Origin of the sequence: Halomonas litopenaei, from assembly GCF_003045775.1 — a bacterium.
Classification (GTDB): domain Bacteria; phylum Pseudomonadota; class Gammaproteobacteria; order Pseudomonadales; family Halomonadaceae; genus Halomonas; species Halomonas litopenaei.
In genome coordinates, this window is the sequence record NZ_PXNS01000004.1 from 171,815 (window position 1) to 197,091 (window position 25,277).

A 25,277-nucleotide genomic window follows, 5' to 3' on the forward strand; every position below is an offset into this window, starting at 1 on the left:
AAATCCGGATACCCTCCCCAGCCGTGCATTAGAATGTACGAGAGTCTGAAGAAACGCCCCAGCGATCCTGTTCGCCAGGGCGCCGCTGTGCTGATGTATTGAACGCTACTCAGTCGCGGTTAGTCACCATTGCCCACTCGCAGGGCCACGAAGTAGGTGCGGCCTTCGCGGTTGAGCAGAACAGGCACCGCTTGATCATCTGGCAGGCGGGTCAGCATCTCCTTCAGCTGTTCCGGACTCTCTACCGGCTGCTGGCCCAGTCTGACCAGCACATCGCCGGGGCGAATGCCGACGGCAGCGGCATGTCCGGCGGGGGCCACCTTGACGATGCGCACCCCGTGATCGATGCCAAGCCGACGCTTCTCCATGTCGTTCAACGGCTGAACCGCGATGCCCAGTCGAACCGGGTCGCCATCGGATTGACCGGGGCCGGCATCCGGCCACTCGCCAACTTCCACCGTGATGGTCTCCTGCTGACCATCGCGCAACACGGAGAGATCAACGTCTTCGCCGGGGGCCGTCTCACCGATCAGGCGCGGCAGCGTGGTGGAGTGGTCCACTTCCTGGCCGTTCACCTCAAGGATGACATCACCGGCCTTGAGGCCGCCTTCTGTCCCAGGGCTGCCGGGCTCGACCTGGGCAATCAAGGCACCCTCGGCCTGCTCCATGCCGAAGGACTCCGCCAGGTCCTTGGATACCGGCTGGATGCTGACGCCCAGCCAGCCGCGGCTCACGTACCCCTCTTCACGGAGCTGGTTGGCCACATCCAGTGCCACATCAATGGGAATGGCGAAGGAGAGGCCCATGTAGCCTCCACTACGGGTCAGGATCTGGGAATTAATGCCCACGACCTCACCGTCGAGGTTAAACAGTGGTCCGCCCGAGTTGCCCGGGTTGATCGCCACATCGGTCTGGATGAAGGGAACGTAGACGTCTTGGGGCAGGGTGCGGTTGATGGCACTGATGATCCCGGACGTCACCGAGTGGTCGAAGCCGAAGGGTGAGCCTATGGCGGCGACCCACTGGCCGACCTGGAGGTTGTCGGAGTTGCCCAGTTGCAGGGTGGGTAGGTTATCCGCCTCGACCTTGAGGACCGCCACATCGGTCTTCTCGTCGGCCCCCACCAGCTCGGCCGAGAGTTCGCGACGGTCGTTGAGGCGCACCAGAATCTTGTCGGCCTCCTTGACCACGTGCGCGTTGGTCATGATGTAGCCGTCTTGATCGAAGATGAAGCCCGACCCCAGTGACCGACGCGGCTCTTCATTGCGATTGGGCGCACCGCCAGGTGGCATCGGGAAGCGGTCGTCGAAGAAGTCACGGAGGATCTCCGGCACCTCCTGCCCCCCAAATTGCCGTGAGGACGTCATGGACCTCTCGACCTTGCGGGAGGTGGAGATGTTGACCACGGCCGGCGCGGCCTCGTCGACCAGTTCCGTGAAGTCCGGCAGCTGTGGCTCGGCGAGGGCTGGCGTTGCCACCATCAGCAGTAAAGCTAAGCTCATCAGCCAGGCGTGCGAGTAAGGCTTGGGTATCACAATGGGCTCCTTCCGGGGGCATGGAACATGGTAGCCAACTTGGTACAGTGCCCACTATGCAAAGTTCCGTACTCCTAACCCCGGCTCGGCCTTCAACAGAGTTCGGGCTTGAAGCTTGAGTTGCTATAGGTTTTATACTGCTGGGTCATCAGGTGACACCACAAGGATGACGCATGGGACATCATCACGATCATCCCCATCTTGCCCCCACCTCTGGTGACCGTCGGGTGAGTATCGCCATCTGGGCCAACGGGATATTGACCCTTGCCCAGATCGTTGGGGGCATTCTGGCGGGAAGCCTCTCGCTGATCGCGGATGCGCTGCACAATTTTTCCGACATGGCTGCGCTTGTCATTGCGTTTGCTGCCCGCAAGATCGCGAGACGACCGCCCGACTCACAGATGACGTTTGGCTATGGCCGAATCGAGGTTGTCGCAGCGCTGATCAACTACACCACCCTCATTATCGTTGGCATTTATCTAATTTACGAAGGCTTCATGCGCATGATCAACCCGCCAGAGATTCAGGGCTGGATAGTCGTTATCATTGGCATTGTCGCTCTTCTTGTCGATGCGCTAACGGCCTTGCTCACCTGGTCGATGCAAAAACATAGCGTCAATATCCGCGCCCTCTTCCTGCACAACCTGTCTGATGCCTTTGCGTCCATCGCCGTGATCATCGGGGGCTCACTGATTCTGCTGTATGACATGCGTTGGGTAGACCCCGCGATTACGATCGGTATTGCACTCTATATTCTCTATCTTGCCTTTACGGAGATAGGTACCCCTATCCGGACACTGATGCTGGGCTCGCCACCCGATGTCGATGGTCAATCCGTCATTGATCTCCTGCGCAGCGTCGAAGGGGTTGAGGATGTGCATCATGTTCACCTATGGCAAATGCAGGAGAATACCGCCGCGCTTGACTGCCACGTGGTGACGACGGAAGCCGGCTGGCAGCAGCTCGAGGCGATCAAGGCGGATATCAAAGCTCAGCTGAAAGCGCGCTTTGGCATTGGCCACTCCAGCTTGGAATTCGAGCATATTGATTATGCACATCAGGATGCCAACCTTTATGGGCATGGATAACACGCCACTATTCGCCGACTTAGGCACCCAACAGCGGCTGAGCTCCACTCAGCAGTATCCTGAGCTTTTTTAAACCTAACTCTTTGAAATTGAGAGAAAAATGTACAAAAAGGCGACGTTTATCCTGGCCGGAGCGTTGATGCTGACGGCCATCATCGTGATCGTGTCGAGGCCCTCGTTGTTGGGCATGGGCGCCGAGACGGCGAGCCGAGAGGGTGCACAGGCCGAGAATTCGCTGGTGCGCGCGCACTCGCCGGTCCTAGGATCGGAAGAGGCACCGGTGACGGTCGTGGAGTTCTTCGACCCGGCCTGTGAGGCCTGCCGTGCCTTCTATCCGCTGACCAAACGCATCCTGGAAGCCTACCCCGAGAAGGTGCGGCTGGTGGTGCGCTACACCCCCTTCCACGGAGACGTATCCGAAACCGCCATTCGCGTGCTCGAAGTGGCCAGGCGCCAGGATGCCTTCCAACCGGTGCTGGAGGCGCTGCTGGCTCGGCAGAGCCAGTGGGCGGCTCATGGCAGTGTCGATGAGGAAGCGATCATGGAGATCGCCAGCGAGGCCGGACTGAACAGAGCCACAGCCGAAGAGCAGCTCAATTCACCAGAGGTACAGGCGGTCTTCGACCAGGACAAGGCTGACGTCGAGGCCAACCAGATCAGCAAGACGCCGACCTTCTTCGTCAATGGCGAGCTGTTGGACCCCTTCGGCATGCAGGAGCTGGTCGACGCCGTTAACCGTGAGGTAGCCGAGGTCTCCGGCGAAGGGGATGCATCATGACACGACGCTGGTTGCTAGCGGGACTGATGGTCCTGAGCCCCGTGTTGGCTGAAGCCCGTTGGCAAGAGCGTGCCGGATTATCACCGGCCAAGCCGGTATCGGCCAGGGCACAAGGTCGCGTCGCCCAAGAGCTCACTGTGGCACCAGGGGATACCCTGGACGCACTGCTGCAGCAGCTTGGCGTGGATGCCGAGATGCGCACCCAAGCGGCGACCTCGCTGGCGAACAGGTTCGACCCGAGACGATTGCTGCCCGGAGATCGTATCACTTTCACCTCTATGGCGACGGGACAGCCGGTGTCGGTGGCCATCGAGCGTGACTCGGGTATTCAGTACGTCGTCACCCTGGGTGAGCGTCCGTCGACGCGCATTGTCCAGCCTCGCCTCGACACCCTGACCTTGGGTCGTGAAGTAGATGTCAAGACGTCACTCTATGCCGCCTTGGAGGCTGAGGAGATACCCAGGCGTTTCGCAGCAGAGCTTGACATGCTGCTGGGCGGACTCATGGACACACGCCGTGATATCGCGGGGGGCGAGCGCCTGCAATTACTGTGGGAAGAAGATCGCCGTGAGGATGGCACTCGAGTCGGGCCTCCCCGTCTGACCTATATGAGGTTGGTTGACCAGGGGGAGCGGCTGGAGGTGCTGTGGCCGGCGGACCAGAGAACCACCGTGATGCTATTTAAAAATGGTAGCCTCTTGGACTCCTTGCAGATTCCGGTTCTCGGCGCACGCCTGACATCTCCCTTCGGCAACCGGCGCCATCCCGTATCCGGAGAGGTCCGACGTCATGACGGTATCGATCTTGCCGCGCCTCGCGGCACCCCGGTCATGGCCACCGCACGGGGGCGCATTTCCTTCATCGGTCGCCGGGGAGGTTATGGTCGTGTCGTCGAGATAGAGCACGAGACGGGCACCATCAGTCGCTATACGCACCTCAGCCGGTTCGTCGCCAGGCTGGCGGTCGGGGACTCCATCAAGGCCGGCGAAAAACTGGGTGAGGTAGGGGCCTCCGGACTCGCCACGGGGCCCAACCTGCACTACGAGGTGAGAGTGGATGACCGCCCCGTGGATCCTCTCGAGGAAGGGCAACTCATCCTTCTGAGTGAGTCACCCACACGCCAGGAGTATCGCAGCGCACTTTTCGAGGCTCGGACACGTCTGCAAAAAAACATTGGAACGTCCGCTGCTCCCGATCTGGCCGCATTGGACAATCGATAAGCCACCAGGCGGGCTTGCGATGCAACCCGCCTCGGTGGGCACGATCTGCCTATCGTCATGAGACCCTACCGCCTCAGCGGCAATCGCTTCACCCGGGAAGGGGTTATGGAAGGTATCTCGACAGTCACGCTGGGTTTTTAGGCAGCCTCACCGCCGGCGTGATGGTGTATGTCATTGGCCATGAGATCACTCCCGAGACCATCGCAGCGGTCACCAGAACAAGGCGACCCTGGGAGTCTCAATGGAGCATGGTGATCATGCTGCTCCTGAATGTCTCAACTAGGGCACGCTGGGACGCGCAGGAGGTTACCCAAAGTCGTGAGCGCCTTTGTGGGCTGTCTCACTGATACACAGCTGGTGATCACTCAGCACCTCGATGATCCGGCAGCTTTCGACTTTCCCCCCATCACACTGGCTCACCATCCGCCTGAGCTCGTCACGCAGTGCCGAGAGCCGCTGCAGACGTGACTCCACTTCCTCCAGGTGATGCTTGGCAACGGCATCGACCTCCTGACAGGACATGTCGGGCTGGTCGGACATCGCCAGTAGCTCACGTACCGCATCCACCGAGAAGCCGAAGTCCCGGGCATGGCGAATGAAGGTCAGCCGTCTGACGGCGCGCTCGTCGTAGCGACGCTGACCCCCTTCAGTCCGTAAGGTGTTTTCCAGCAGCTCGATGCGCTCATAGTAACGCACCGTTTCAGGCTGGCAGCCGGTACGGCGAGCCAACTCCCCGATACCGATGGCATGGCTAATCTCCGGCATCCTGATGCTCCTCTTGCATGACTTGAACCTGTAGTTGCTACAGGGATTATGCTTCCGGACAAGATTAAGACATTCGGAGAGGCAGCGCCATGACCGAACCAACGCAAGGCACCATCCCGTCGACGCTGACACTGCAGGTGGAAGGCATGGACTGCGGCGGCTGCGAGCGCAAGGTAGAGGCCGCTCTGGGCCGCCTGGAGGGCATCGGGGAGGTGTCGGCCAGTTCGGTCACCGGATCGGTGAGGATTCACCCTCAACAGGATACGACGCCTTCTCATGAGGCGATCGAGCGGATCCTTAACGAGCTCGGCTACCAGCTTGCCACCGATGATGAGGGAGATGAGGCGGATGCCGCTCCGGCCTCTTGGTGGCAGACCGCCAAGGGACGCTTGGTGCTCGTCACGGGGGGGCTGCTGGCTCTGGCCTTCGTTCTCCGCCTGGTCTGGCCTAGCCTAGGCAACTGGCCCTTCGTCGCGGCCACCCTGGTGGGGTTGGTGCCCATTGCACAAGGCGCCTGGGGTGCGCTGAAGATGCGCAACCCCTTCACCATCGAGATGCTGATGAGCATCGCCGCCTTGGGGGCCCTGGCCATCAATGCCGCCGCCGAAGCGGCGGTGGTGGTCTTCCTGTTCGCCGTAGGCGAGTTGCTGGAGGGGGTGGCCGCGTCGAGGGCGCGACGCAGCATCTCGGCCCTGGCGGACCTGACGCCGTCCACGGCGAGGCTGATGGAGGATGGGGATACCCGTGAGGTCTCGGCCGCCTCGCTCACGCCTGGGCAGCGAGTCCTGGTGCGACCGGGCGACCGCGTGCCCTGCGATGGACGTATTCTGACCGGCGAATCCGACCTGGATGAGTCACCGATCAACGGGGAGTCGGTGCCCCGCACGCGGGCGCCGGGGGACGACGTCTTTGCCGGCACGGTCAACCTCGATGCCGCCCTGGAGGTGGAGGTAACCCGCGGCGCCGAGGACAACACCATCGCACGGGTCATCCGCCTGGTGGAGGAGGCCCAGGCCGCCAAGGCGCCGGTGGCACGTTTCATCGACCGCTTCGCTCGCTACTACATGCCGGCGGTGGTGGGGCTCGCCCTGCTGATGGCGGTGGTGCCGCCGCTGGTCTCGACCATGGCCTGGTCGGAATCGATCTATCGCGCCCTGGCCCTGCTGTTGATCGCCTGTCCCTGTGCTCTGGTGATCTCAACCCCCGCGGCGATCGCTGCCGGCCTCTCGGCGGGCGCCCGGCGGGGCCTGCTGATCAAGGGCGGCGCGGTGCTCGAACAGCTGGGTAAGCTGCGGACGGTGGCGCTGGACAAGACCGGCACCCTCACCGCCGGCACCCCCAAGGTCACCGACGTGGAGGACTGGGCCACTGGCCAGGGCACGCAAGAGATCCTGAGGCTGGCGGCTGGGATGGAACGTGACTCCAGCCACCCCATCGCCACGGCCATCCTCGCCCACGCTGAGCAGTTGGGCCTTTCCCTTCCACTGGCGAGTGAGAGCCGCGCCCTGTCGGGCCGAGGGGTCTCCGGTCGGGTCGAGGGGCGTGAGTTGAGCCTGATCACCCCCCGCCACCTGGCAGAGCAGGCCGCCCTCGATCACGATCTGACCGCTCGGATCGCCGAGCTGGAACACGCCGGCAAGACTCTCGCCGTGCTGGTCGAAGGCGAGCGCCCGCTGGGCCTGATCGCCGTGCGCGATGAACCTCGCGACGATGCCCGGGAGGGGCTGACGGCGCTGTCGCGCCTGGGCGTGCAGGCGGTGATGCTCAGCGGTGACAATGCGCGTACCGTCGCGGCCATCGGTGACAGCCTGGGCATCGAGGCACATGGCGAGCTGATGCCCGAGGAAAAGGCCCAGCGCGTTCGTGACTGGCAGGCCGCCGGCCGAGGCCCAGTCGGCAAGGTGGGCGACGGTATCAACGATGCGCCGGCGCTGGCCGCGGCAGAGGTGGGCATCGCCATGGGCGGCGGCACGGATGTGGCACTGGAAACCGCGGATGCGGCGCTGCTCAAGAACCGCGTCGGCGGCATCGCCGAGCTGATCGCCCTGTCCCGGGCCACGCTGCGCAACGTCAAGACCAACGTCGCCCTGGCGCTGGGCCTGAAGGCCATCTTCCTGGTGACCACGGCGCTGGGCATCACCGGCATGTGGATCGCGGTGATGGCGGATACCGGCGCCACCGTGCTGGTGACCCTGAACGCCATGCGGCTGCTGGGCTATCGCTTCTCGCCAGGCAATAATGCCACGACTGGCTCGGCAAGCCCGCGCTACCAGGAAGCCACGTCATGAGGACAGAGCGGATACCGACAGTGCCGCGCCGCTGGTACTGGTTGGCATTGGCCGTTATGGTCGGCCTGGCCGACCAGGCCATCAAGGGGCTGGTGCAGGCGCTGATGCCGTATGGCCAGACCATCCCGCTAGCCCCGTTCTTCAATTGGGGCCACTGGTGGAACACGGGAGCGGCCTTCAGCTTCCTCGCCGATGCAGGCGGCTGGCAGCGCTATCTCTTCTTGGGCCTGACAGGGATGGTGACTATTGTCCTGACGATCCTGCTGTGCAGGCCCAGGCCCCGTCTGGAGGCGCTGGGGTACAGCTTGATGCTGGGTGGCGCGCTGGGCAATGGCATCGACCGCCTGGTACGAGGGTATGTCGTAGACTACCTGGACGTCTACTGGCATGAGTGGCACTGGCCCGCCTTCAACCTGGCGGATATCGCCCTGTTCCTGGGTGTCATCGCCTTTGCGATTGCGGCCTTACGTGAGCGTCCCTCCCCCAGAGCGTCTGAGTAACGGCATGGATGCAGAGAACCTGCCAGTCCGGTACATGACGCTTGCCGGCCGGATCTCTCCGGCCCTCGGCTGTTTCCTGGCCCTGACCGCCGGGGGACTGACCACTCTCAGCGCCGCGCCCTTTGCGCTGTGGTGGCTGGGCCCGGTGGCGGTGGCACTGGTCTATTCCGGCATCCATGTCCTGACACCCGCTCAGGCCGGCCTCCGCGGCTGGTGCTATGGGGTGGGCCTGTTCGGCTCCGGTGCCTCCTGGGTCTTCGTCGCGATCCACGACTACGGCTATACGGGGGCGCCCCTGGCGCTCTTCCTCACCGGCCTGTTCGTGGCCAGCCTGGCGCTGTTCTTCGCCGTCCCCTTCTGGCTCTATCGCCGCGTCACGGGCCCACGCCTGGCCTTCCTCAGCTTCGCCGGCATCTGGGTACTCAGCGAGTGGCTGCGCACCTGGCTGTTTACCGGGTTTCCCTGGCTGCTGCTGGGCACGTCCCAGGTAGACTCGCCGCTGGCGGCCTGGGCCCCGGTGGGCGGGGTCTATCTGCTGTCGCTGATCACCGCCCTGACCGGCACCCTGGGCGTGGAACTGCTGAGACGACGCTGGTGGGCCGCGGCGCCCATCGCTGTTCTCTGGCTAGCCCCGATGGCCTTGCCGACCCAGTGGACCTTCCCGGCCGGCGAGCCGCTGCGGGTCGCCCTGCTGCAGGGCAACCTGGATCAGGCGATCAAGTGGACTCCCGAGGGGCAGCGCGAGGCGGCCAGTATCTATACGGCGTTGACCCTTGCACAGTCCAACGACTTCGACCTGGTTGTCTGGCCCGAGGCGGCCCTGCCGATGCTCGAGGAGGAGGCCCGGCCAATACTGGAGCGGGTGCAGTCCAACCTCGCCCCCGACACCGCCTTGCTCACCGGCATCCTGCAGCGCGACGGCGGCGACTACTACAACGGCGTGATCGGCCTGGGTAACGCCGAGGGAAAGTACCGTAAGGCGCGCCTGGTGCCCTTCGGCGAGTACCTGCCGTTGGAGAGCCTGCTCGCCGGCACCATCGCCTTCTTCGACCTGCCCATGCCCACCATGACGCCTGGCACCGACGATCAGGAACCGCTGCGCGCCGCCGGAACCACCATCGGTAACGCCATCTGCTACGAGATCATCTATGCCGACCGGGTGGCCGAGCAGGCGCGCGACGCCGAGCTGCTGCTGACGGTCTCCAACGACACCTGGTTCGGACGCTCCATCGGCCCCCTGCAGCATCTGCAGATGGCCCGCCTGCGCGCCCTGGAGAACGGCCGCTATCTGATCCGCGCCACCAGCAACGGGGTGACCGCCATCGTCGATACTCAGGGCCGTGTCACGGCCCGCGCACCACAGTTCCTGGCGACGAGCCTCCGCGGCGAGGCGCTGCCCATGGTGGGGAACACACCGTTCACACGTACCGGTAGCTGGCCGACCTGGGTGTTGGCCGCCTTACTGGTGCTGCTTGGATGGAAACTCAACACACGTCGGTCTGGATGATAATAGTCCAGTCGAAAAGGGAGAGAATAATGGCTTTATCGGAACGTCACTCTAGTACAGCGAGGAAAGGTCCATGGTGGCAGCTCCGAGCACGCTCAGTGGTGGGGGTGCTGGTCGGTTGGCTGGCACTCATTAGCGTTGCTCAGGCCGAAGAGGAGAACGAGTGGCCCCGCGGCCACTATCCGCTGCCTGAGGAAGGCAATGTGATCGGCGACACCTACCGCATAACGGTGGATGATCGAGGAGATACCCTGCTCGATATCGCCAGGCGACACAACCTGGGGTACAGGGAGATCGTGCGAGCCAATCCGGATGTGAGTCTCTGGATTCCCGGCGAGGGTACCGAGGTGACCATACCCGGGCGCTTCATCCTGCCCGATGCTGAGCGCACCGGGATCGTCATCAACATCGCCGAGCTGCGCCTCTACTACTATCCGGAGGTTGACGATGGTGAAACGCCACGCGTTGAGACCTATCCCATCGGCATCGGTCGTGAAGGCTTCGGTACCCCCCTCGGTGTCACCGAAACCACCATGAATATCGAGAACCCTGCCTGGTACCCACCCGAGTCGGTCCAGCGTGAAGCCAGGGCACGCGGTGAGAAGGCGCCCAGCGTGGTGCCTCCGGGTCCGGATAATCCACTGGGGGATCATGCCATTATCCTGGGTTTCGACGGTTACTTGATTCATGGCACCAACCAGCCGGATGGTATCGGCATGCGTGCCAGCCGTGGCTGTATTCGCATGTTCCCTGAGGACATCGAGTCGATTTTCGACCGCGTGCCACCGAACACCCAGGTCCAAATCGTCAACCAACCCATCAAGATCGGCTGGGAGGAAGAGCAGCCGCTGGTTCAGGCATTCCCGCCGCTGGAAGAAGAAGGGCACAGCATGTCCGCGTTGGAAGACACCGTCACACGCCTCAACCAACGCGGTGTCGAGGGCTTGAGCTTCGATGATGGACAGCTTCGCGGCCTATTGGATGACCCCAGCGGTCGCATGGTGTCCCTGAACCCCAAGCCGGCGCCGGAACCGGATAGAAAGCACGACACTGGCTACAAGGGTATCTACGCAGAAATCGCGCTGCGTAGGCCATGACGACGACATGGCGAGTCTTGTCAGTCTCGTGAGCTGACTCGGTCGTGGCTTATCCAAGGTCTATCGCCCTCTGCATGGCCACTGGCGGTGCGTTGGGGCTCGGCCTTCCTCGCCTACCAGGCACCGAGCTGCGGGCTCTGGCTTTGCCTGCGTTTATAGGCCCACCTTGCCGCATGGTGCGGCGGGCTCCTAAGCTCACCATTGGCGTGCCGATTCTGGGGAGGGAAGGGCTATCGAGCTCGACGTCGCTCTGGGCTACCTGCTGCCGTGGGAGTTCTCACTGACCTGGTCGGCGAGCTGCCTGCTGGCCATCGTGCTCTACCTGCGAGGCCTGCGGCAGCGCAGACGGCGCGGCGAGGCCACCGGCGCGGGCCGAATCCTGGCCTACCTGCTGGGTGTCGCCACCATCTATGGCGTCACCCAGACTCATTACGACTACCTCGCCCAGTACATGTTCTTTACCCATCGGGCCCAGCACCTGGTGCTGCATCACGCCGGCCCCCTCCTGATCGCCCTGGCCGCCCCCTTGCCGGTACTGGCAGACGGCTTGCCGACTCGAATCAGACCCTTCCCCGGGTGGAGCCTGGCCGCGCGCCTGCTGCGTCCTGTTTATCGGACTCTGCAGCATCCACTGATCGCCCCCCTACTGTTCGTCGGGCTGATCTATTTCTGGCTGATTCCCGAGATCCACTTCGACGCCATGCTCAGCGCTGATCTCTATCAGGTGATGAACTGGAGCATGGCGCTGGATGGGTTGCTGTTCTGGTGGCTGATCCTGGATCGCCGCTCGCCGCAACAAGGCGGTCTCGGCTATGGCAAGCGTGTCGCCATCCTGTTGGCGGTGATCCCCCCGCAAATTCTCCTGGGCGCCTATATCACCTTCAGTCGCGACGTGATCTTCGATGTCTACGAGGTTTGCGGTCGCGCCTGGCCGCTGGATCCTCTGACTGACCAACTCCTCGGCGGCCTGCTGACCTGGATTCCCGCCTCGATGATGAGTGCCATTGGGGTTCTGATCATTCTCAGCTTTCTGTTCCGTGACGCCCGCAAGGAGGATGCCGCTGATGTCTCTCACGCCACACGCTAGTCTGCCGCGCCTGGCGAAACGCTGGTGCTGGGCCTTCCTGCTGCTGATCGCGACGCCCGGCACGGTGGCTGCTGCCGAACTGCAGGTCAGCGAGGCGCGTCTTCGGCTTCTGCCCGGGGACCTGCCCGCGGCAGGCTATTTCACCCTCACGAATACCAGTGAGAAGGGCGTCACCCTGACAGGAGCGGATAGCCCCGCTTTCGGCAATGTCACCATGCATCGCACTGTCAATCAGGATGGCATCACCAGTATGCAACCCGTCGCCCAATTAGAACTGGCAGCGGGGGAGCAGATCGAGTTCGCACCGGGGGGCTATCATCTCATGCTCATGAAACGGACTCGCCCCCTCGTTGTTAGTGACGACATCGAGGTGAACCTTCATTTCGCCGGCGAGCAGCGACAGCGTGTCACCTTCCGCGCCGTGGCGCCGACAGCACAGTAGGGGGAGCAGGATGCACCGATGGATCATGGCACTATTCGTGACCCTATGGCTTGCGGGCTGCAGCGAGCCGCCTTGGCAGACCAAGGATATCTCGGGGCTCATGCCTCCCCTGGCGTTCGAGCTTGTCGACGAGAACGGCAAAGACGTCAACGCCGATCAGTTCCTCGGCAAGAGCACACTGCTGTTCTTCGGCTTCACTCACTGCCCCGATGTCTGTCCCACCACCCTCGCGCGCCTCGACGCCGCCACCCAACGCATGGGTGAGGCGGCGCGCGACGACATTCAGGTGCTCTTCGTCTCGGTCGACCCTCGTCGCGATGACGCCGAGACGTTGCGAGAGTACACGGATGCCTTCGGCCCCCAGTTCATCGGCCTCACGGGGGATAAAGCGGCCCTCGATGAACTGACACGCCGCTATCGGGTGACCTACGGGTATGGCGAAGAGGACAGCGAAGGCAACTATGATGTGTCGCACTCCAGCGCTGTTTTCGCCTTCAATGATCAGGGAGAGGCGCGCCTGCTGATCCGCGACAGCGATCCTATGGAGGCCGTGGTTGCCGACCTCGAAAGGCTTGCCAGCGGTGCCTGAGTAGTCACTGTCCATCGCCCCTATCTTCCGTAGAGGATCGGTACGGTTCAGGGGGCTGCCGAGGGGGGCTTGGCTAGGAGTACGGTGCAAGGTTCGTCGTTGCGCCTTGAGGCAGCCGAACACGACGTTCGATCACATTTTACTCCTGGAAATTGGATGGGGAGCTGCAAGGGCTATGTGTGAGAGGGCTCCGGGATCAACTTGCCTGGCACCCATCTCAGGTACACCACCATGCCGAACAGCTCGACCAGCGACTGGAAGACGATGACCACCACGGCGGCTTGCCAGGCATCGGGCAGCGTCAGGGCGATGGGTAGCACCACGAAGGAGTTGCGTGTGCCGAAGCTGAAGGTCAGAGTCCTGGCTGATGGCGCGGAGAGCCGGAAGAGCCTGCCGAGGGTCTTGCCCAGGATGGCGGCAAAGGCCAGGTAGGCGACGAAGATCGGCAGCACTTGCAGCAAGACCCCGCCGAGGCCGGCCACGGTCGTCACCTGGGAGGCCGCGATGACAAAGACCACCAGTGCCAGCAGGGGTACGGGCAGTAGGCCCAGGCCATGAACCCACCGTCTGGCATTGAGGTGACGCTCGGCCAGCCGCTCGGTCACCCAGGCCAGGGCCAAGGGGGTGAGAATCAATCCCGCGAAGGCGCTGAGGAGGTGGGTGCTGATCGCTGCCTGGAACCACTCCGCGCCCAGAAAGAGCCAGAGATAGACCGGTAAAGCCAGCAACTGCACGAGCAACAGCGCCGACGTGGCGCGCATGAAATTCGTGAAAGCGGTGCAGCGGCTGGGATTCAGCCTGGACGAGATCGGGCAGCTACTGGCTCTGGAGGATGGTGCTCATTGCAGCGAGGCGGCGGAACTAGCGTCACAGCGACTTGACGACGTGCGCGCCAGGCTGGCTGATCTGACCCGCATCGAGGCGGCCTTATCCCGGCTGGTCGATGAATGCCATGTGCATCAAAGAAAGGTGTCGTGCCCGTTGATCGCTGCCCTGCATGACTGGTAGGTCATGACGGGGCTCGTCAATGTGGTGCTGCCAGCTTCTGGCATTCCATGCAGCCATCTGTTGAAACTGACAGTCTCGAAGAACTCCGACATGCGGTGCAGCGAAGACCTTGACAGCTGTTGGCGGCCAGCCGGTCGTCCATGATGGAGTTGATACGGCTGTTGGGTGGAAATTTCATGCGTGGCCGCCGTGGTCAGTGGGCTGTGGGTAGAGACGGCGACGTTATCGCGCCATGCCGCTCTGTGCGGCGTTTATGCCGCTACCTGATGATTTCGTATCTCACGGTATAAAAGCGGCCCGGGGCCGCTGTGCGCCATTTGTAAGGCAGGGGGTGGTGATCGAGACGACAAGTCGCCTCTACTGTCTCGGCCATGTAGCCGCCTGGCTTAAGAAGCCTGAGGTATCACAGCTAACGAGGGGGATCGGGAAGAGCGGATGTCAGAGGTCCGTGTGATAGGCTTTGCGAGATATTCGATGGCGAAAAGGCACGAGGTAGGGAATGACGGATCATGGTCAGGATAACCACGAGTCTCATCCAGTGGGACACGAGGTAGCCAATACCAAGCACCGGCGGCAGAGGTTTGGCCTGAGTGAGCATTGGCGTGAGCAAGCTCGGAAGGTGGCTTCTGGTGAGCTTGATGATGCCGCAGAGACTTCGCCTACGCCCGATACAGGACCCTCTTCCTCATTTCCCAATGCATCACACGATGATGAGCCACCGGCCACTTTAAAGTCCCTCTTTAGTGACCCCGATCTCCAAGCTGCGCTCAATGCTCCTTGGCCTTCCTGGCCGGCAGCGCCTGATTTGAGCAGTGAATCTGGTGCTGGGGGCATGGGGTTATTTGGAGCGCGCCAAGCGCCAAAGCAATCTCGTCACGATAGACAAGTAGCCGATGTCATGTCCATGCTTCAAGGACAGTTTTATCTCACTACTAATGAGTCGAGAAGCCCACTGCTGACTGATAAGTTTACGGGCGAGACTTTGCCACATTTCGACCCAAAGATCCTTGAGAGGCTGAAGGGAGAGTATTGGAGAACCTCCATAGGAAGGCAGCAGGATGTCTCCTATGGTGTCATCAGGTCTGCCATCAGCAATTTTGTTTATGGTGCTATCCCCGAGGCTGTTCTACCGGTTTACGGTCGTGCAGGCGTTGACTTGAACAGTGGTCGACGTGCGCTGATCTTGGGGAATCAATGCTTGATTTTTTCACCGGGCTTATCGAGCTATGAGATACGGACTGGGATTCCCCATGTCATGCCTCGAGAAAGCTTGCCGGTGTGTGTTCCTGATAACGTTGGGAATGTGCTTCCTCAATCGATATCTACTTTATTCGATGTCACTTCGCTGCCGAAAGATAGTGACCTGTTGGTGATTGCCTGGATGGTCATGGCCTGGCGCTCAGATAGTGCGCCCGTGTTGCTTGAGTTGTTAGGTGAGCCTACTCCTGAGCTGATCGATTCACAGAAGATGCTGAAGACGGTCATAGACCCGGCGAGTAGTCTGTTTGAGATCGAGGTTCCCAAGTCGATAAAGCAAGTGGATATTCGGGCGCAGTGCCATTACCTGATGAGTTTCCATCGAGTGGATTCGCTGTCCAAAACACAGCAGAAAGGCTTGCTTTCGATCATGCAGGGAAAGGCAATGGAGTGGCGCACGAAAACGAAGCGTTCTGGGGTAGATCTTTCCGTCCGTTGTGCGGTCATGCTGAATAGCAGCGAGAGTGTAGTGACCTATGCACCGCTATCCGACGCTACCTTGAGCATAGAGCTGGATGATGCAGGAGGGGGCAAATCTCAAAATGCTGTGGAGGATCGCAGCATGGCGGAGAGAACCATCATTCATGGCCTTCTCCAAATATTTGGCTATGTTAACCAGTTCTGGAGCCATGTTGAAAATGATCGACAATGCGACCGCTATGGTGGTTTGCGAGACCTATGCCGGATAGGTGTACTGGTGGCTGATGCTTTGGGTCGAGATACTGCCGAATTCTGGCAACAACTTGATGCCAACCAGCAAAGTCGTCGCGATTATGAGCTGGAGGAAAATCCTGTCGCGATGGCCGTGAAGCGTCTCATCGATGCGTCGGAAGATGGACGGATAGAGGCCACGGTCAAGGATTGGCTTGTGCTGCTCGATGGGTATCGCCCTGAGCCTGATCCTTCAGGTTCCTGGCCTGTCACGTCCCGAGGGTTGGCGGCCAAGTTCAAGCAGAGCAGGGCCTTGCTTGCGACGTTCGGGGTTCAGCTTGTCCCTCTCGAGAAACGTGGCCCCTATGGGCGCTGGCGTGCCTCATGCGATGCCTCTCGCCAGAAGTAGCGATGGGCTGCCTAGAGCGTGCAAACTGGTATTGGGTTAGACATTGTGACTTATAAATCTAAAAAAACATGAAAATCGACATCCTGCGGCGCTCATGTTGTACGATAATCCATCGCAATGTCTCAATCTCCATCGCTTTGGTGGGTCTCTACCCACTGTCTGAGCAGGGCATGGCCAACCCCCGAGGGCAGTCGTCGCCCCTGCTCCCACTCCTGCAAGGTTCGCACGCTGACTCCCAGATCGGCCGCCAGCGCTGTCTGGCTCATGCCACGAATCCGGCGTAGGGCCATGACGTCACGTAGCAGTCGACGGGTCGGTTCCTTGCGTTCCATCCTGGCGAGGCGACGATCTCCCCAGGGATCGTGGGATGACGATTCTTCTTGGCTGCCACGGGTGTTGTGAGGGAACGAGAGGGAGGGAAACATCGAAGTCGGAAACATTGCAGGCACCATGTTGAGAGAGGTAGGACGGGTCCGCCTAGGACGGACCCATACCATGTCACTCAATCACCAAAGACGACTGCCATCGAAGACATGCGCCCTCTGGCCGAACGGTTTACTGAAGGCCTTGCACAGATAGCTGGCCATGAATACCGCCTCATTCATGGCTATCCAGTCATCCCGATGCAGGGCGCAGGACCAGGGCTCTTTTGTGACCGGGTCTTTGCAGACATGGATCAGCTGATGGAAGCGTGGATCGTCATGATCGAACCCCATTGCCTTCAACCAGGAACGCATCATGCGGTGGTAGAGGTTGTTGAATGAGTAGACCCCGAACCAATCTGGACCGAACGCCCCCAGGCTGTCGTAGGCGTTCCTGTTGAGCATGATCATCAGGTGGTAGTGCGGCTTGTCGCTGTTGACCTGCTCGCGTGCCCACAGGTAGTGCAGCTGGGTCGGGTACTTGGTTTGCCTCCGCTTGAGCTCGTAGCGGAAGAAGTAGAAGAACCGTGCCAGCACGGCGTTGGTCTCATGCATCGGCAGACGCGGCATCTCATCCGGGAAGTGGAGATCCACGCGAAAGATGAAGGTGGAATGGTTGATCCGTGTCACGGCGTCAAGGGTCTGCAAGGACCGTTCCAGGTAGTTCACGACCAGTGGGCCATCTGTCCAATGCTGGACGTCAAAGCCTCGATAGATGTCTTCGTAGTGAAGGCGCAGCTTGTCGTTAAGCGGATGGCAGAGGGGGTGATGTTGAAACATGAGGAGATACCTCGCTGTGGGAATGGTGAAAGATTCCGCAGCGATGGTCTTGTCGATCGATAGGAGGATAATAGGAAGCGGTATGTACTGACCTTGATGTGATGCTGTCGCTCACTTGAACTTCATCATCAGGCGTTTTCCAGTCGCCTGTGAGGTCAATCCCTAGAAGGTCATGTTGGGTGATGGTTTCATTGGGAGTGGTCTGTATGGGACCACTCCTCGGATGATCCTTCATGATCCTGGATGGGCTTTCACAAGTGAGCCCATCATGACCTAGTGACCTATCCCTGTAGACCCTGTTAGGAGTCTAGTGAATCTCCCTATAATACTTACCCGTCAGTGACGCATGTCGGAACCCCAGGGAAACGCTATCCCTGGACATGCCAATCGCCCCAGTTTTCTGGCGAATGAGGTGTCACTAACTTTCTCGGGAAATTCCGTTATCGATCCGTACAAGACACCGCGACGCGATGACGTCACGGTTTCGCTGCATCCCATCTCACAGCGCTGTAAAATATTACGTCGTCCTGGCTTGTCATCCTGGGAAACATCGGACGGATGTTCTGAAACATGCTCAGGAAGCCGACGGAGGCCGGAAAACCCGGCTTTTTCCCGTAGCTGACGTATACCTCGATGATGTTGCGGGTGTGTCGCCCAGGATCTTGCCCGTTGTCGATTCAATCGAATTTCAAACCTGTACTACCTCCTTGAAGCCCCAGACGGGTGGCTTCGTTCTCATGTCTTTTTCGATGGAAGAGGTAATGTCATGTCCATGTCTTGTCCCAGCTGTGGCGCGTTGCGGGTCGTGTCGCGCCATCGCGGGCGGAAGGTAGGAGGCTCCACGGGGGCGGTGGCCGGTACCGCCAGTGGGGCGGCCGGCGCCTGGAGTGGCGCCGAGGCCGGAGCCCTGGTGGGCGCAGTAGGCGGTCCGGTCGGGATCGCTGTCGGCAGTATCGCCGGAGCCGTCTTTGGTGGATTGGTCGGTGGCACGGCAGGCGGTGTCGCTGGGGCACGGCTGGGTAGTCAGCTGGATGATCAGGTGCTCGACAATCTCGAGTGCCGTGCCTGCGGCCACACCTTTCGTCCCCATATCGATTGACCCCTAAAGATCCGTCTCACGAGTCCATCGCTGCTCAGCGATGATCCCGCGACTCCCTTTATCAACATGCTCACGGTCGGCCTGCTTCCTTGGGGAGCGGGCTGTTATGCAGTGCTCGACTCTCAAGGAGCTTTCCCCATGGCACACCTGATCGAACAAATGGCCTACGTTGGCGATACCCCCTGGCATGGCCTGGGCCAGCAGCTGTCTCGTCATCAGCCGCTGGAAGTCTGGCGACAGCAGGCCGGCATGGACTGGCACATCGAGGAATCCCTGGTGCGCTTCATTGCCGACGGCGCTGGCCACCTGGGCAGCATCCATTCCTTCCCCGAGCAGAAAGTGCTCTACCGCTCCGATACCAAGGATCCACTGTCGGTGGTCTCCCAGCGTTACAAGGTGGTGCAACCGGAGGAGGTGTTGGAGTTCTACCGTGATCTCACGGAATACGCGGGATACGAATTGGAGACGGCCGGGGTGCTCAAGGGTGGCCGCAAGTTCTGGGCCCTGGCGCGCAGCGGCCTGGGCGGGGCATTGAAGGGCCAGGATCAGGTCAACGACTACCTGCTGCTGGCCACTTCCTGCGACGGCTCGTTGGCCACCGTCGCCACCCCGACGTCCGTGCGGGTGGTCTGCAACAACACCCTGACCATCGCGGTGGATGGCACCTCCCAGGGCGTGAAAGTGCCACATAGCACCGAGTTTCGCCCTCAGCTGGTCAAGCAGCAGCTGGGGATCTCCGTGTCCCAGTGGGACGACTTCATGTACCGCTTGAAGACCCTGGCTGAGCGCAAGGTCAGCCAGGAGGAAGCGAGAACCTACTTCCAGTCGGTGGTCTGCAACGCCGAGGCGCCGATGGACGATCCGTCCAAGCTGCCCAACGTTCGCGCCCTCAATCGCGTCCAGAAGCTCTATCAGGGTGAGGGGCGCGGCTCTCAGCTGTGCACGGCGCAAGGCACCGCCTGGGGCTTACTCAATGCGGTCACCGAGTACGTGGATCACGAGAAGCGCGCCCGCAGCAACGACTACCGCATGGACTCCGCCTGGTTCGGCCAGGGCGCCGGCCTCAAGGACAAGGCGCTGGAGTCTGCCCTTGCGCTGGTGGGCTGATCATCACTCAGCAAAACATCCACCCAGCCTTTCCCTCATCGCGGCAGAGCGCCCGGCCCCTTCAAAGGCCGGGCGCTACTGTTTCAGGAGATACCAATGCAATCGCCCATGACGTTCGAGATATGCCGGGCCCTGACCCAGCTGACCCGTCAGCTGCTGGAGGCCGGCGAACAGGCAACCGAAACCCACGTTCTGGCCAAGGGGCAGGTCTATCGCGTGGCCGTGTCCCTGGAGCCGGTCCCGATCGAGCAGCTCCCTGACGTCATCCAACGCTATCGATAACGGAGGCCATCATGGCAACCCCTATTCATCCCAAGACCGCCAACCAGGCACCGGTCGCACAGGCCACCCAGGACAGCACCGCGATCATCCAGGTGATCGAGCGGGCCGCACTCAATCCCGAGGTCGACATCGACAAGATGGAGCGTCTGCTCCAGATGCAGGAGCGTGTGCTCGACCGCCAGGCGCTGATGGCCTACAGCGCCGCGATGGCGGCCATGCAGACCGAACTGCCGAGCATCGCCGAGCGTGGCAAGACCAACAACGGTCACTACGCCACCTTGGAGGACATCGTCGATACCGTGCGCCCGATCATGAAAAAGTACGGCTTCGCGGTGAGCTTCCGCATTCAGACCCAGGAACGCGGCATCCAGGTCACCGGCGTGCTGATGCACCAGGACGGCCATCGGGAAGAGACCAGCATGCTGTTGCCGGCCGATACCAGCGGCAGCAAGAACGCCGTTCAGGCCTTCGGCTCCTCTACCAGCTACGGCAAGCGCTACGTGCTCTGCGCACTGCTCAACATCACCACCCGCGGCCAGGACGACAACGGTCAGGCCGCCGCCCCGGTCAAACTCGTCACCCCTTTCCAGGCCGGGCAGATCCGGCAGCTGATCGCCGCCTGTCCTCCTGCGACCCAGGAGTGGTTCGTCGGCAAGTACGGCGACGCTGAGCAGGTGCCGCGCGGCGACTTCGACAGATTGCGTGCCTCCCTGCAGAAGCGGGCGCAGCCCAACCATCAACATCACTGATCGGGCGGCGAAGGGACCTCCCCTCGCGGCCTATGCCGTGTCATCGAGAAGGAGAACGTCATGCAGATACTGGCGCTGGACCAGGGCACGCCCGAGTGGCATGCCGCCCGTCTGGGTATCGTCACCATGTCCGAGCTGAAGACTCTGCTGGTCAAGGGCAAGGGACCGGGCGGCTTCGGTGCCGGGGCCCTCAGCTACATGCATCAACTGATCGGAGAGCGCATCACCGGCGAGCCGTCCGATGCCTTTCAGGGCAATGCCCACACCCAGCGCGGCCATGAGCTGGAGCCCGTGGCCCGGGAGCTCTATCACGAGGCCACCGGTCTGCCCCGCCTGGCGCAGGTCGGCATCATCCTCAACCACGGTGTGGGCTATTCGCCGGACTGCCTGGTGGATACCAATGGCTTGGTGGAGATCAAGACCAAGCTGCCCAAGTACCAGATCGAGCTGCTGCTGGCCGACGAGCTACCTCAAGAGCACGTCGCTCAGTGCCAGGGCGGCCTGTGGGTCAGCGAGCGGGAATGGATCGACTTCGTTAGCTACTGGCCGGGGATGCCGCTGTTCGTGAAGCGGGCCTACCGGGACGAGGTGATGATTCGCACCATCGCCGAGCGGGTCGAGGCCTTCTACGAGGAGCTTGATCGTCGCATGGCCATGGTCATGGCGGCCTGATGCCTGATGAAAACCTGGTGGATTTACACGCCTAGTGGTTGGCAGTGAGGAGGTGGTGTCCTTCGCTGAGAGGGGATGCCTTTGAAAAAATAACATGATAATGCCGACACAGCTTCCTGCTTAGGAAGCTGTGTCGGCTGGTGGAGCGGTATTTTTTTAGTCGGCGGGAATGTTGCGGCTAGGTGGAATGACGAGCGTGTTTTTTTACCCTATTTATGCAAGGTCTCTTTCGGCTATTTTTTCTAGGATCCAGTCCTGAATTTCTTCCTCTACCCAGGCGACATTTCTTTCTCCCAAGGATACTGGTTTTGGGAATCTTTCTTCGGAAATGTATTTGTAAATGGTGGAGCGTGCAAGACCTGTAAGGCTGGTGACATCTTTAAGCTTGATTAGTCTCATGGCGCTTTCTCCAGAATTGGCTCATGAGATGTTGTTGGTGTGTAGAAATTTACGTTGTGAGTTAGGGAAGATTTATTGCAGGGCCAAGAAGATTTGCGACCTTGATAATCGCTTCTTTTCGCTCGTCGAAGTAGTCGTAACGGTCGTAGATGCCTTCGACGCCCTTGAGCTTGTGATTCAAGCAACGCTCCGCGACATGCCCCGGTACACCAACGGCAGCGAGCAAGCTGCGGCAGGTGCGGCGTAGATCATGCACAGTAAACTCGGTGATATCGCCCATCCGGTTCTCTGGTTGCGGCTTCTTGCCAGGCTCCTTGCCAAATAGCTTGGCAATGGCACGATTCAGCGTGTCTTTGCCCATGTGGGCCCGCTTACTGCTGCGGCGATTAGGAAAGACATAGTCCGAGCCGCAGGCACGGATCTTGAGCTCTTCCAGCCAGCCGATGGTTTGCGGTGGGAGGGGAATGACGATCCCGGCGCCTGTCTTACTGCGCTCACCGCTCAGGTTCCACCGGCCGTTCTTAAGGTCGAATTCTGACCACTGGGCTTCGGTAAGTTCGGTCTTACGTACCCCCAGGACGAGCAGTAGCGCGCAGGCGAGGTAGTTGTCGCGGCTGAAGCTGTCGCTATTGTCTCTGAAGGCTTGGAAAACGTTGCGAATCTCATCGAGGCTCAAAACCCTATCGCGGCTTTTCTCAATACCGCCTGCGTCGTTGACGTTGAAAGCGGATGCTGGGTTGTAAGTTAAAATTCCCAGTTTTATGGCGTGGTTGAACATCTGTTTAAGATACATCAGTGTGTCATTAGCTATTGTCGGCCTACCGCTATTTGTTACTCTTCTAATTATTTCACGGATATCAATTGGGGTGACAGCATCCAGCGATCTACCCCCGATGAGGGGCGCCACTTCTTTTTTGTATATCCGCTTTGGGATAGCTGGGTGCTTGAGTCTTCTCTCTAGCTCTGGGTACCAGTCAGCAAACAGGTCCTCCACTGTCCTGATCAAGGCTTGGCTATCGCGTTTGCGTTCCTCGATGGGGTCAAGGCCTTCGCGTATAGACTTCTGGTTTTCAACCGCTTTCGTCCGAGCCTCGGCGAGAGAGAGGTGGGCATGTTTGCCCAGCGTCATCTCACGCCGCTTGCCAAACAGCGTGTATCGCAACATCCAGTAAGGAGTTCCTTTCCTCGGTATCATCAGGTATAGGCCGTTGCCGTCGCTGTAGCGCCCTGCTTTACCCTCCTTGACAAGCGACTGGCTCTTCTTGGCGGTAAGGCTTCCCATTATTTCCTCTCGTCCCCCGCGGAAAATAAAACAAACGACCGTTTGATAACTACTCGGGCTAGGCTTGGGCTAGATAGTCGGCTTAATGTCATATGAGCTCGTCACTGGCGCCTAGTGGGCCTTTTTCCAACGGCATTTAGAGTGCCAGCGGGCACCCCCCCACTTGCTCCCGGTCATGCACTCGGATCGACATAGCTGGGGAGTATCTGTAAGGGTATGTGTCGGAGGGAGGAGAGGCAATACTTTTTCTCCCCGTTTTACTCCCCTATATGATCTGGATTTCCGGGGAGGTTGGTGGAACTTGGTGGACTTCTTGCACCTTTTTTCCATTTAAAAACATTGGTTTAATGGTTTTTGATGGCCTTTGGTGGATTCTACTCGATGTTCTGAATCTGCTCGCGCATCTGCTCGATCAGTACCTTCAATTCCACCGCGCAGCGCGTGGTGTCGGCGACCACGGACTTGGACGACAGGGTGTTGGCCTCGCGGTTCAGCTCCTGCATCAGGAAGTCCAGGCGACGGCCGATGGGGCCTTTCTGCTTAAGCTGGCGGCCGACTTCGGTGACGTGGGTGTCGAGGCGGTCGAGCTCTTCGGCGACGTCGGCCTTCTGGGCCATCAGCACCACCTCGGCCTCGAGCCGGTGGGGGTCGAGCTCGACATTGAGGTTGGCGAGCTTCTCCTCGAGCTGGGTGCGCTGACGTTCGAGGATCTGCGGCATCCTTTCGCGTACCTCGGCCACCAGCTCATGGATGGCCGCCAGACGCTCCTCGATCAGCGCCTTGAGCTGCTCGCCTTCCCGGGCTCGGCCTTCCACCAGGTCATTCAGGGCCTGCTTGAACATCTGGTTGGCGGCTTGCTTGACCGCGTCCAGATCGAGGCCTCCGCCTTCGAGCACCCCAGGATGGCCGAGCATGGCCAGGGCGTCGGGCATGTGCACCTCGGGCAGGGTGGCGCGTACCTCGGCCAGGGCCGATGACAGGGCGGCGAGGCGCTCATGGTTGACGCTCAGGCTGTCGCTCTTGTCGCTGGCATCGAAGCGCAGGGTGCACTCGATCTTGCCCCGTGCCAGGCGCTTGCGCAGGGCATCGCGGAAGCCGGGTTCCAGGTCACGCAGGGCCTCGGGCAGACGGAAGTGCGGCTCCAGGTAGCGCTGGTTCACGCTGCGCAGCTCGAGCTGCAGGCTGCCCCAGTCGGCCTCGAGGTCCTGGCGCGAAAAGGCGGTCATGCTGTGAACCATGGCGGGTCTCCTGGCGATTTCCTGGCGAATTCCTGGCGTCGGGCGCGGTGGTGTCGCAAGGCCGTCGAGGGTGGGCTCGACACCGGTGAGCGCAGTGTACCCGATTCATCGGTCAAGGCGTGTAGAATGGGCGGCCTTCGTTTTCCATTCCATGATCGACGTCGTCCCCTTCGCTGCGCCAGGCGATGCCGCGGCAAGAGGCGTGTCGACCAAGAGAGGTGCCATGTCCACGGACATCCGTCGTCCCAGCGGACGCGCTTTTGACCAGACCCGCGAGATTCGTCTCACCCGTGACTACACCCGCCACGCCGAAGGCTCGGTGCTGGTCGAGTTTGGTGACACCAAGGTGCTGTGCAACGCCAGCGTCGAGGCCGGCGTGCCGCGCTGGTTGCGGGGCAAGAAGCAGGGCTGGGTCACCGCCGAGTACGGCATGCTGCCGAGGGCGACCCACTCGCGCAGCGGGCGCGAGGCGTCACGCGGCAAGCAGGGCGGCCGCACCCTGGAGATCCAGCGTCTGATCGGGCGTTCGCTGCGTGCGGCGGTGAACCTGAAGAAGCTTGGCGAGTTCACTATCACCGTGGACTGCGACGTGATCCAGGCCGATGGTGGCACGCGTACCGCTTCGATTACCGGGGGCTGCGTGGCGCTGATCGACGCCATCCGCTACCTGCAGCGCGAGAAGCTGATCAAGACCGACCCCTTTTCGCAGCTGGTAAGCTCAGTATCGGTGGGGCTCTATCGCGGTCAGCCGGTGGTGGATCTCGACTACCCGGAAGACTCCAGCGCCGATACCGACATGAACGTGGTGCTGAGCGAATCCGGCGAGCTGATCGAGGTCCAGGGCACCGCGGAGTCCGGCACCTTCACCCGTGGTCAGCTCAACGCCATGCTGGATCTGGCCGAAAAGGCCGGGAACGAGCTGTTCGAGCACCAGCGTGAGGCGCTCGGCAATCGCGCCTGAGCGGTCGCCGTGACGAGATGAGTCGCATGAACGAAGGCGCCGGCCCCCTGAGGGGCCGGCGCTTT

Annotated in this window: 26 protein-coding genes; 18 read left to right on the forward strand and 8 right to left on the reverse strand. The window is 61.0% G+C overall.

Annotated elements, in window-relative coordinates; genetic code table 11:
* Positions 1-119: 119 nt before the first annotated feature.
* Positions 120-1,502, reverse strand: coding sequence for a DegQ family serine endoprotease (locus tag C6W88_RS07305; protein ID WP_051895595.1), 1,383 nt, complete (start codon positions 1,500-1,502; stop codon positions 120-122).
* 206 nt (positions 1,503-1,708) lie between these two features.
* Between C6W88_RS07305 and C6W88_RS07310 the strand changes: the two genes are divergently transcribed.
* The 3 genes from C6W88_RS07310 (at position 1,709) to C6W88_RS07320 (ending at position 4,621) form a co-directional block, all read left to right on the forward strand.
* On the forward strand, positions 1,709-2,623 hold the full coding sequence (locus C6W88_RS07310; RefSeq protein WP_035470160.1) for a cation diffusion facilitator family transporter: 915 nt from the start codon (positions 1,709-1,711) through the stop codon (positions 2,621-2,623).
* A 139-nt stretch (positions 2,624-2,762) separates the two neighbouring features.
* Complete coding sequence (locus C6W88_RS07315) at positions 2,763-3,401, forward strand: DsbA family protein (protein WP_231498567.1); 639 nt, start codon at positions 2,763-2,765, stop codon at positions 3,399-3,401.
* The gene (locus C6W88_RS07320; protein WP_197037084.1) at positions 3,398-4,621 is read left to right on the forward strand and encodes a M23 family metallopeptidase; all 1,224 of its coding nucleotides are present in this window, start codon (positions 3,398-3,400) and stop codon (positions 4,619-4,621) included. The genes C6W88_RS07315 and C6W88_RS07320 overlap by 4 nt, the downstream gene beginning before the upstream one ends.
* A 306-nt stretch (positions 4,622-4,927) precedes the next feature.
* On the opposite strand, the gene C6W88_RS07325 is transcribed toward C6W88_RS07320, so the two are convergent.
* Positions 4,928-5,386, reverse strand: a complete 459-nt coding sequence (locus C6W88_RS07325) for a MerR family transcriptional regulator (RefSeq protein ID WP_035470166.1) — start codon at positions 5,384-5,386, stop codon at positions 4,928-4,930.
* A gap of 89 nt (positions 5,387-5,475) precedes the next feature.
* On the opposite strand from C6W88_RS07325, the gene C6W88_RS07330 reads away from it, so the two are divergent.
* The 7 genes from C6W88_RS07330 to C6W88_RS07360 all read left to right on the forward strand — a co-directional run bounded on the left by C6W88_RS07330 (position 5,476) and on the right by C6W88_RS07360 (position 12,896).
* Positions 5,476-7,674, forward strand: coding sequence for a heavy metal translocating P-type ATPase (locus C6W88_RS07330; RefSeq protein WP_035470168.1), 2,199 nt, complete (start codon positions 5,476-5,478; stop codon positions 7,672-7,674).
* Positions 7,671-8,174, forward strand: a complete 504-nt coding sequence (gene lspA, locus C6W88_RS07335) for a signal peptidase II (protein ID WP_035470171.1) — start codon at positions 7,671-7,673, stop codon at positions 8,172-8,174. Before C6W88_RS07330 ends, lspA begins: the two co-directional genes overlap by 4 nt.
* Positions 8,175-8,208: 34 nt before the next feature.
* The gene (lnt, locus tag C6W88_RS07340; RefSeq protein ID WP_108131997.1) at positions 8,209-9,681 is read left to right on the forward strand and encodes an apolipoprotein N-acyltransferase; all 1,473 of its coding nucleotides are present in this window, start codon (positions 8,209-8,211) and stop codon (positions 9,679-9,681) included.
* A gap of 107 nt (positions 9,682-9,788) precedes the next feature.
* Complete coding sequence (locus C6W88_RS07345) at positions 9,789-10,778, forward strand: L,D-transpeptidase family protein (protein ID WP_231498568.1); 990 nt, start codon at positions 9,789-9,791, stop codon at positions 10,776-10,778.
* A gap of 313 nt (positions 10,779-11,091) precedes the next feature.
* Positions 11,092-11,865 carry a cytochrome c oxidase assembly protein gene (locus C6W88_RS07350; RefSeq protein ID WP_071211138.1) on the forward strand — a complete coding sequence of 258 codons (774 nt, stop codon included), beginning with the start codon at positions 11,092-11,094 and terminating at the stop codon, positions 11,863-11,865.
* Entirely contained in the window at positions 11,843-12,307 is a 465-nt protein-coding gene (locus C6W88_RS07355) for a copper chaperone PCu(A)C (protein WP_035470183.1), read from the forward strand. The genes C6W88_RS07350 and C6W88_RS07355 overlap by 23 nt, the downstream gene beginning before the upstream one ends.
* A 25-nt stretch (positions 12,308-12,332) precedes the next feature.
* Positions 12,333-12,896: an SCO family protein gene (locus C6W88_RS07360; RefSeq protein WP_231498569.1), complete on the forward strand. Its 564-nt coding sequence runs from the start codon at positions 12,333-12,335 to the stop codon at positions 12,894-12,896.
* Between the two features lie 173 nt (positions 12,897-13,069).
* Here the strand turns inward: C6W88_RS07360 and C6W88_RS07365 are convergent, their stop codons facing one another.
* Positions 13,070-13,657, reverse strand: coding sequence for a bile acid:sodium symporter family protein (locus tag C6W88_RS07365; protein WP_231498570.1), 588 nt, complete (start codon positions 13,655-13,657; stop codon positions 13,070-13,072).
* On the opposite strand from C6W88_RS07365, the gene C6W88_RS07370 reads away from it, so the two are divergent.
* Both C6W88_RS07370 and C6W88_RS21335 read left to right on the forward strand, forming a co-directional pair.
* Positions 13,656-13,904 (forward strand): MerR family DNA-binding protein, encoded by a 249-nt coding sequence (locus C6W88_RS07370; RefSeq protein ID WP_081919056.1) that lies wholly within the window; start codon positions 13,656-13,658, stop codon positions 13,902-13,904. The genes C6W88_RS07365 and C6W88_RS07370 overlap by 2 nt on opposite strands.
* Before the next feature lie 499 nt (positions 13,905-14,403).
* Positions 14,404-16,221: a hypothetical protein gene (locus C6W88_RS21335; RefSeq protein WP_146164642.1), complete on the forward strand. Its 1,818-nt coding sequence runs from the start codon at positions 14,404-14,406 to the stop codon at positions 16,219-16,221.
* Positions 16,222-16,343: 122 nt separating this feature from the next.
* Here C6W88_RS21335 and C6W88_RS07380 read toward each other — a convergent pair whose 3' ends face one another.
* Positions 16,344-16,661 (reverse strand): helix-turn-helix domain-containing protein, encoded by a 318-nt coding sequence (locus C6W88_RS07380; protein ID WP_231498571.1) that lies wholly within the window; start codon positions 16,659-16,661, stop codon positions 16,344-16,346.
* Positions 16,662-16,727: 66 nt separating this feature from the next.
* Positions 16,728-17,423 (reverse strand): YagK/YfjJ domain-containing protein, encoded by a 696-nt coding sequence (locus tag C6W88_RS07385; protein WP_035470195.1) that lies wholly within the window; start codon positions 17,421-17,423, stop codon positions 16,728-16,730.
* A 766-nt stretch (positions 17,424-18,189) separates the two neighbouring features.
* Between C6W88_RS07385 and C6W88_RS07390 the strand changes: the two genes are divergently transcribed.
* The 5 genes from C6W88_RS07390 (at position 18,190) to C6W88_RS07410 (ending at position 21,332) form a co-directional block, all read left to right on the forward strand.
* On the forward strand, positions 18,190-18,522 hold the full coding sequence (locus tag C6W88_RS07390; RefSeq protein WP_035470198.1) for a hypothetical protein: 333 nt from the start codon (positions 18,190-18,192) through the stop codon (positions 18,520-18,522).
* Positions 18,523-18,660: 138 nt separating this feature from the next.
* Positions 18,661-19,629 carry a TIGR03299 family phage/plasmid-derived protein gene (locus tag C6W88_RS07395; protein ID WP_035470200.1) on the forward strand — a complete coding sequence of 323 codons (969 nt, stop codon included), beginning with the start codon at positions 18,661-18,663 and terminating at the stop codon, positions 19,627-19,629.
* A 96-nt stretch (positions 19,630-19,725) separates the two neighbouring features.
* The gene (locus tag C6W88_RS07400; RefSeq protein WP_035470203.1) at positions 19,726-19,911 is read left to right on the forward strand and encodes a hypothetical protein; all 186 of its coding nucleotides are present in this window, start codon (positions 19,726-19,728) and stop codon (positions 19,909-19,911) included.
* A gap of 11 nt (positions 19,912-19,922) precedes the next feature.
* Positions 19,923-20,660 (forward strand): ERF family protein, encoded by a 738-nt coding sequence (locus C6W88_RS07405; protein WP_035470206.1) that lies wholly within the window; start codon positions 19,923-19,925, stop codon positions 20,658-20,660.
* Positions 20,661-20,720: 60 nt separating this feature from the next.
* Positions 20,721-21,332: a lambda exonuclease family protein gene (locus C6W88_RS07410; RefSeq protein ID WP_035470208.1), complete on the forward strand. Its 612-nt coding sequence runs from the start codon at positions 20,721-20,723 to the stop codon at positions 21,330-21,332.
* Between the two features lie 213 nt (positions 21,333-21,545).
* Here C6W88_RS07410 and C6W88_RS07415 read toward each other — a convergent pair whose 3' ends face one another.
* From C6W88_RS07415 to C6W88_RS07425, 3 genes are all read right to left on the reverse strand, one after another.
* Positions 21,546-21,731, reverse strand: a complete 186-nt coding sequence (locus tag C6W88_RS07415; RefSeq protein ID WP_035414227.1) for a helix-turn-helix transcriptional regulator — start codon at positions 21,729-21,731, stop codon at positions 21,546-21,548.
* 61 nt (positions 21,732-21,792) lie between these two features.
* Positions 21,793-23,013, reverse strand: coding sequence for a tyrosine-type recombinase/integrase (locus C6W88_RS07420; protein ID WP_035414229.1), 1,221 nt, complete (start codon positions 23,011-23,013; stop codon positions 21,793-21,795).
* 374 nt (positions 23,014-23,387) lie between these two features.
* A complete protein-coding gene (locus tag C6W88_RS07425; protein WP_108131998.1) occupies positions 23,388-24,251 on the reverse strand; it encodes a YicC/YloC family endoribonuclease in 864 nt (287 codons plus the stop codon).
* Between the two features lie 223 nt (positions 24,252-24,474).
* On the opposite strand from C6W88_RS07425, the gene rph reads away from it, so the two are divergent.
* Entirely contained in the window at positions 24,475-25,212 is a 738-nt protein-coding gene (gene rph, locus C6W88_RS07430) for a ribonuclease PH (protein WP_045992108.1), read from the forward strand.
* The last annotated feature ends 65 nt before the right edge of the window (positions 25,213-25,277 follow it).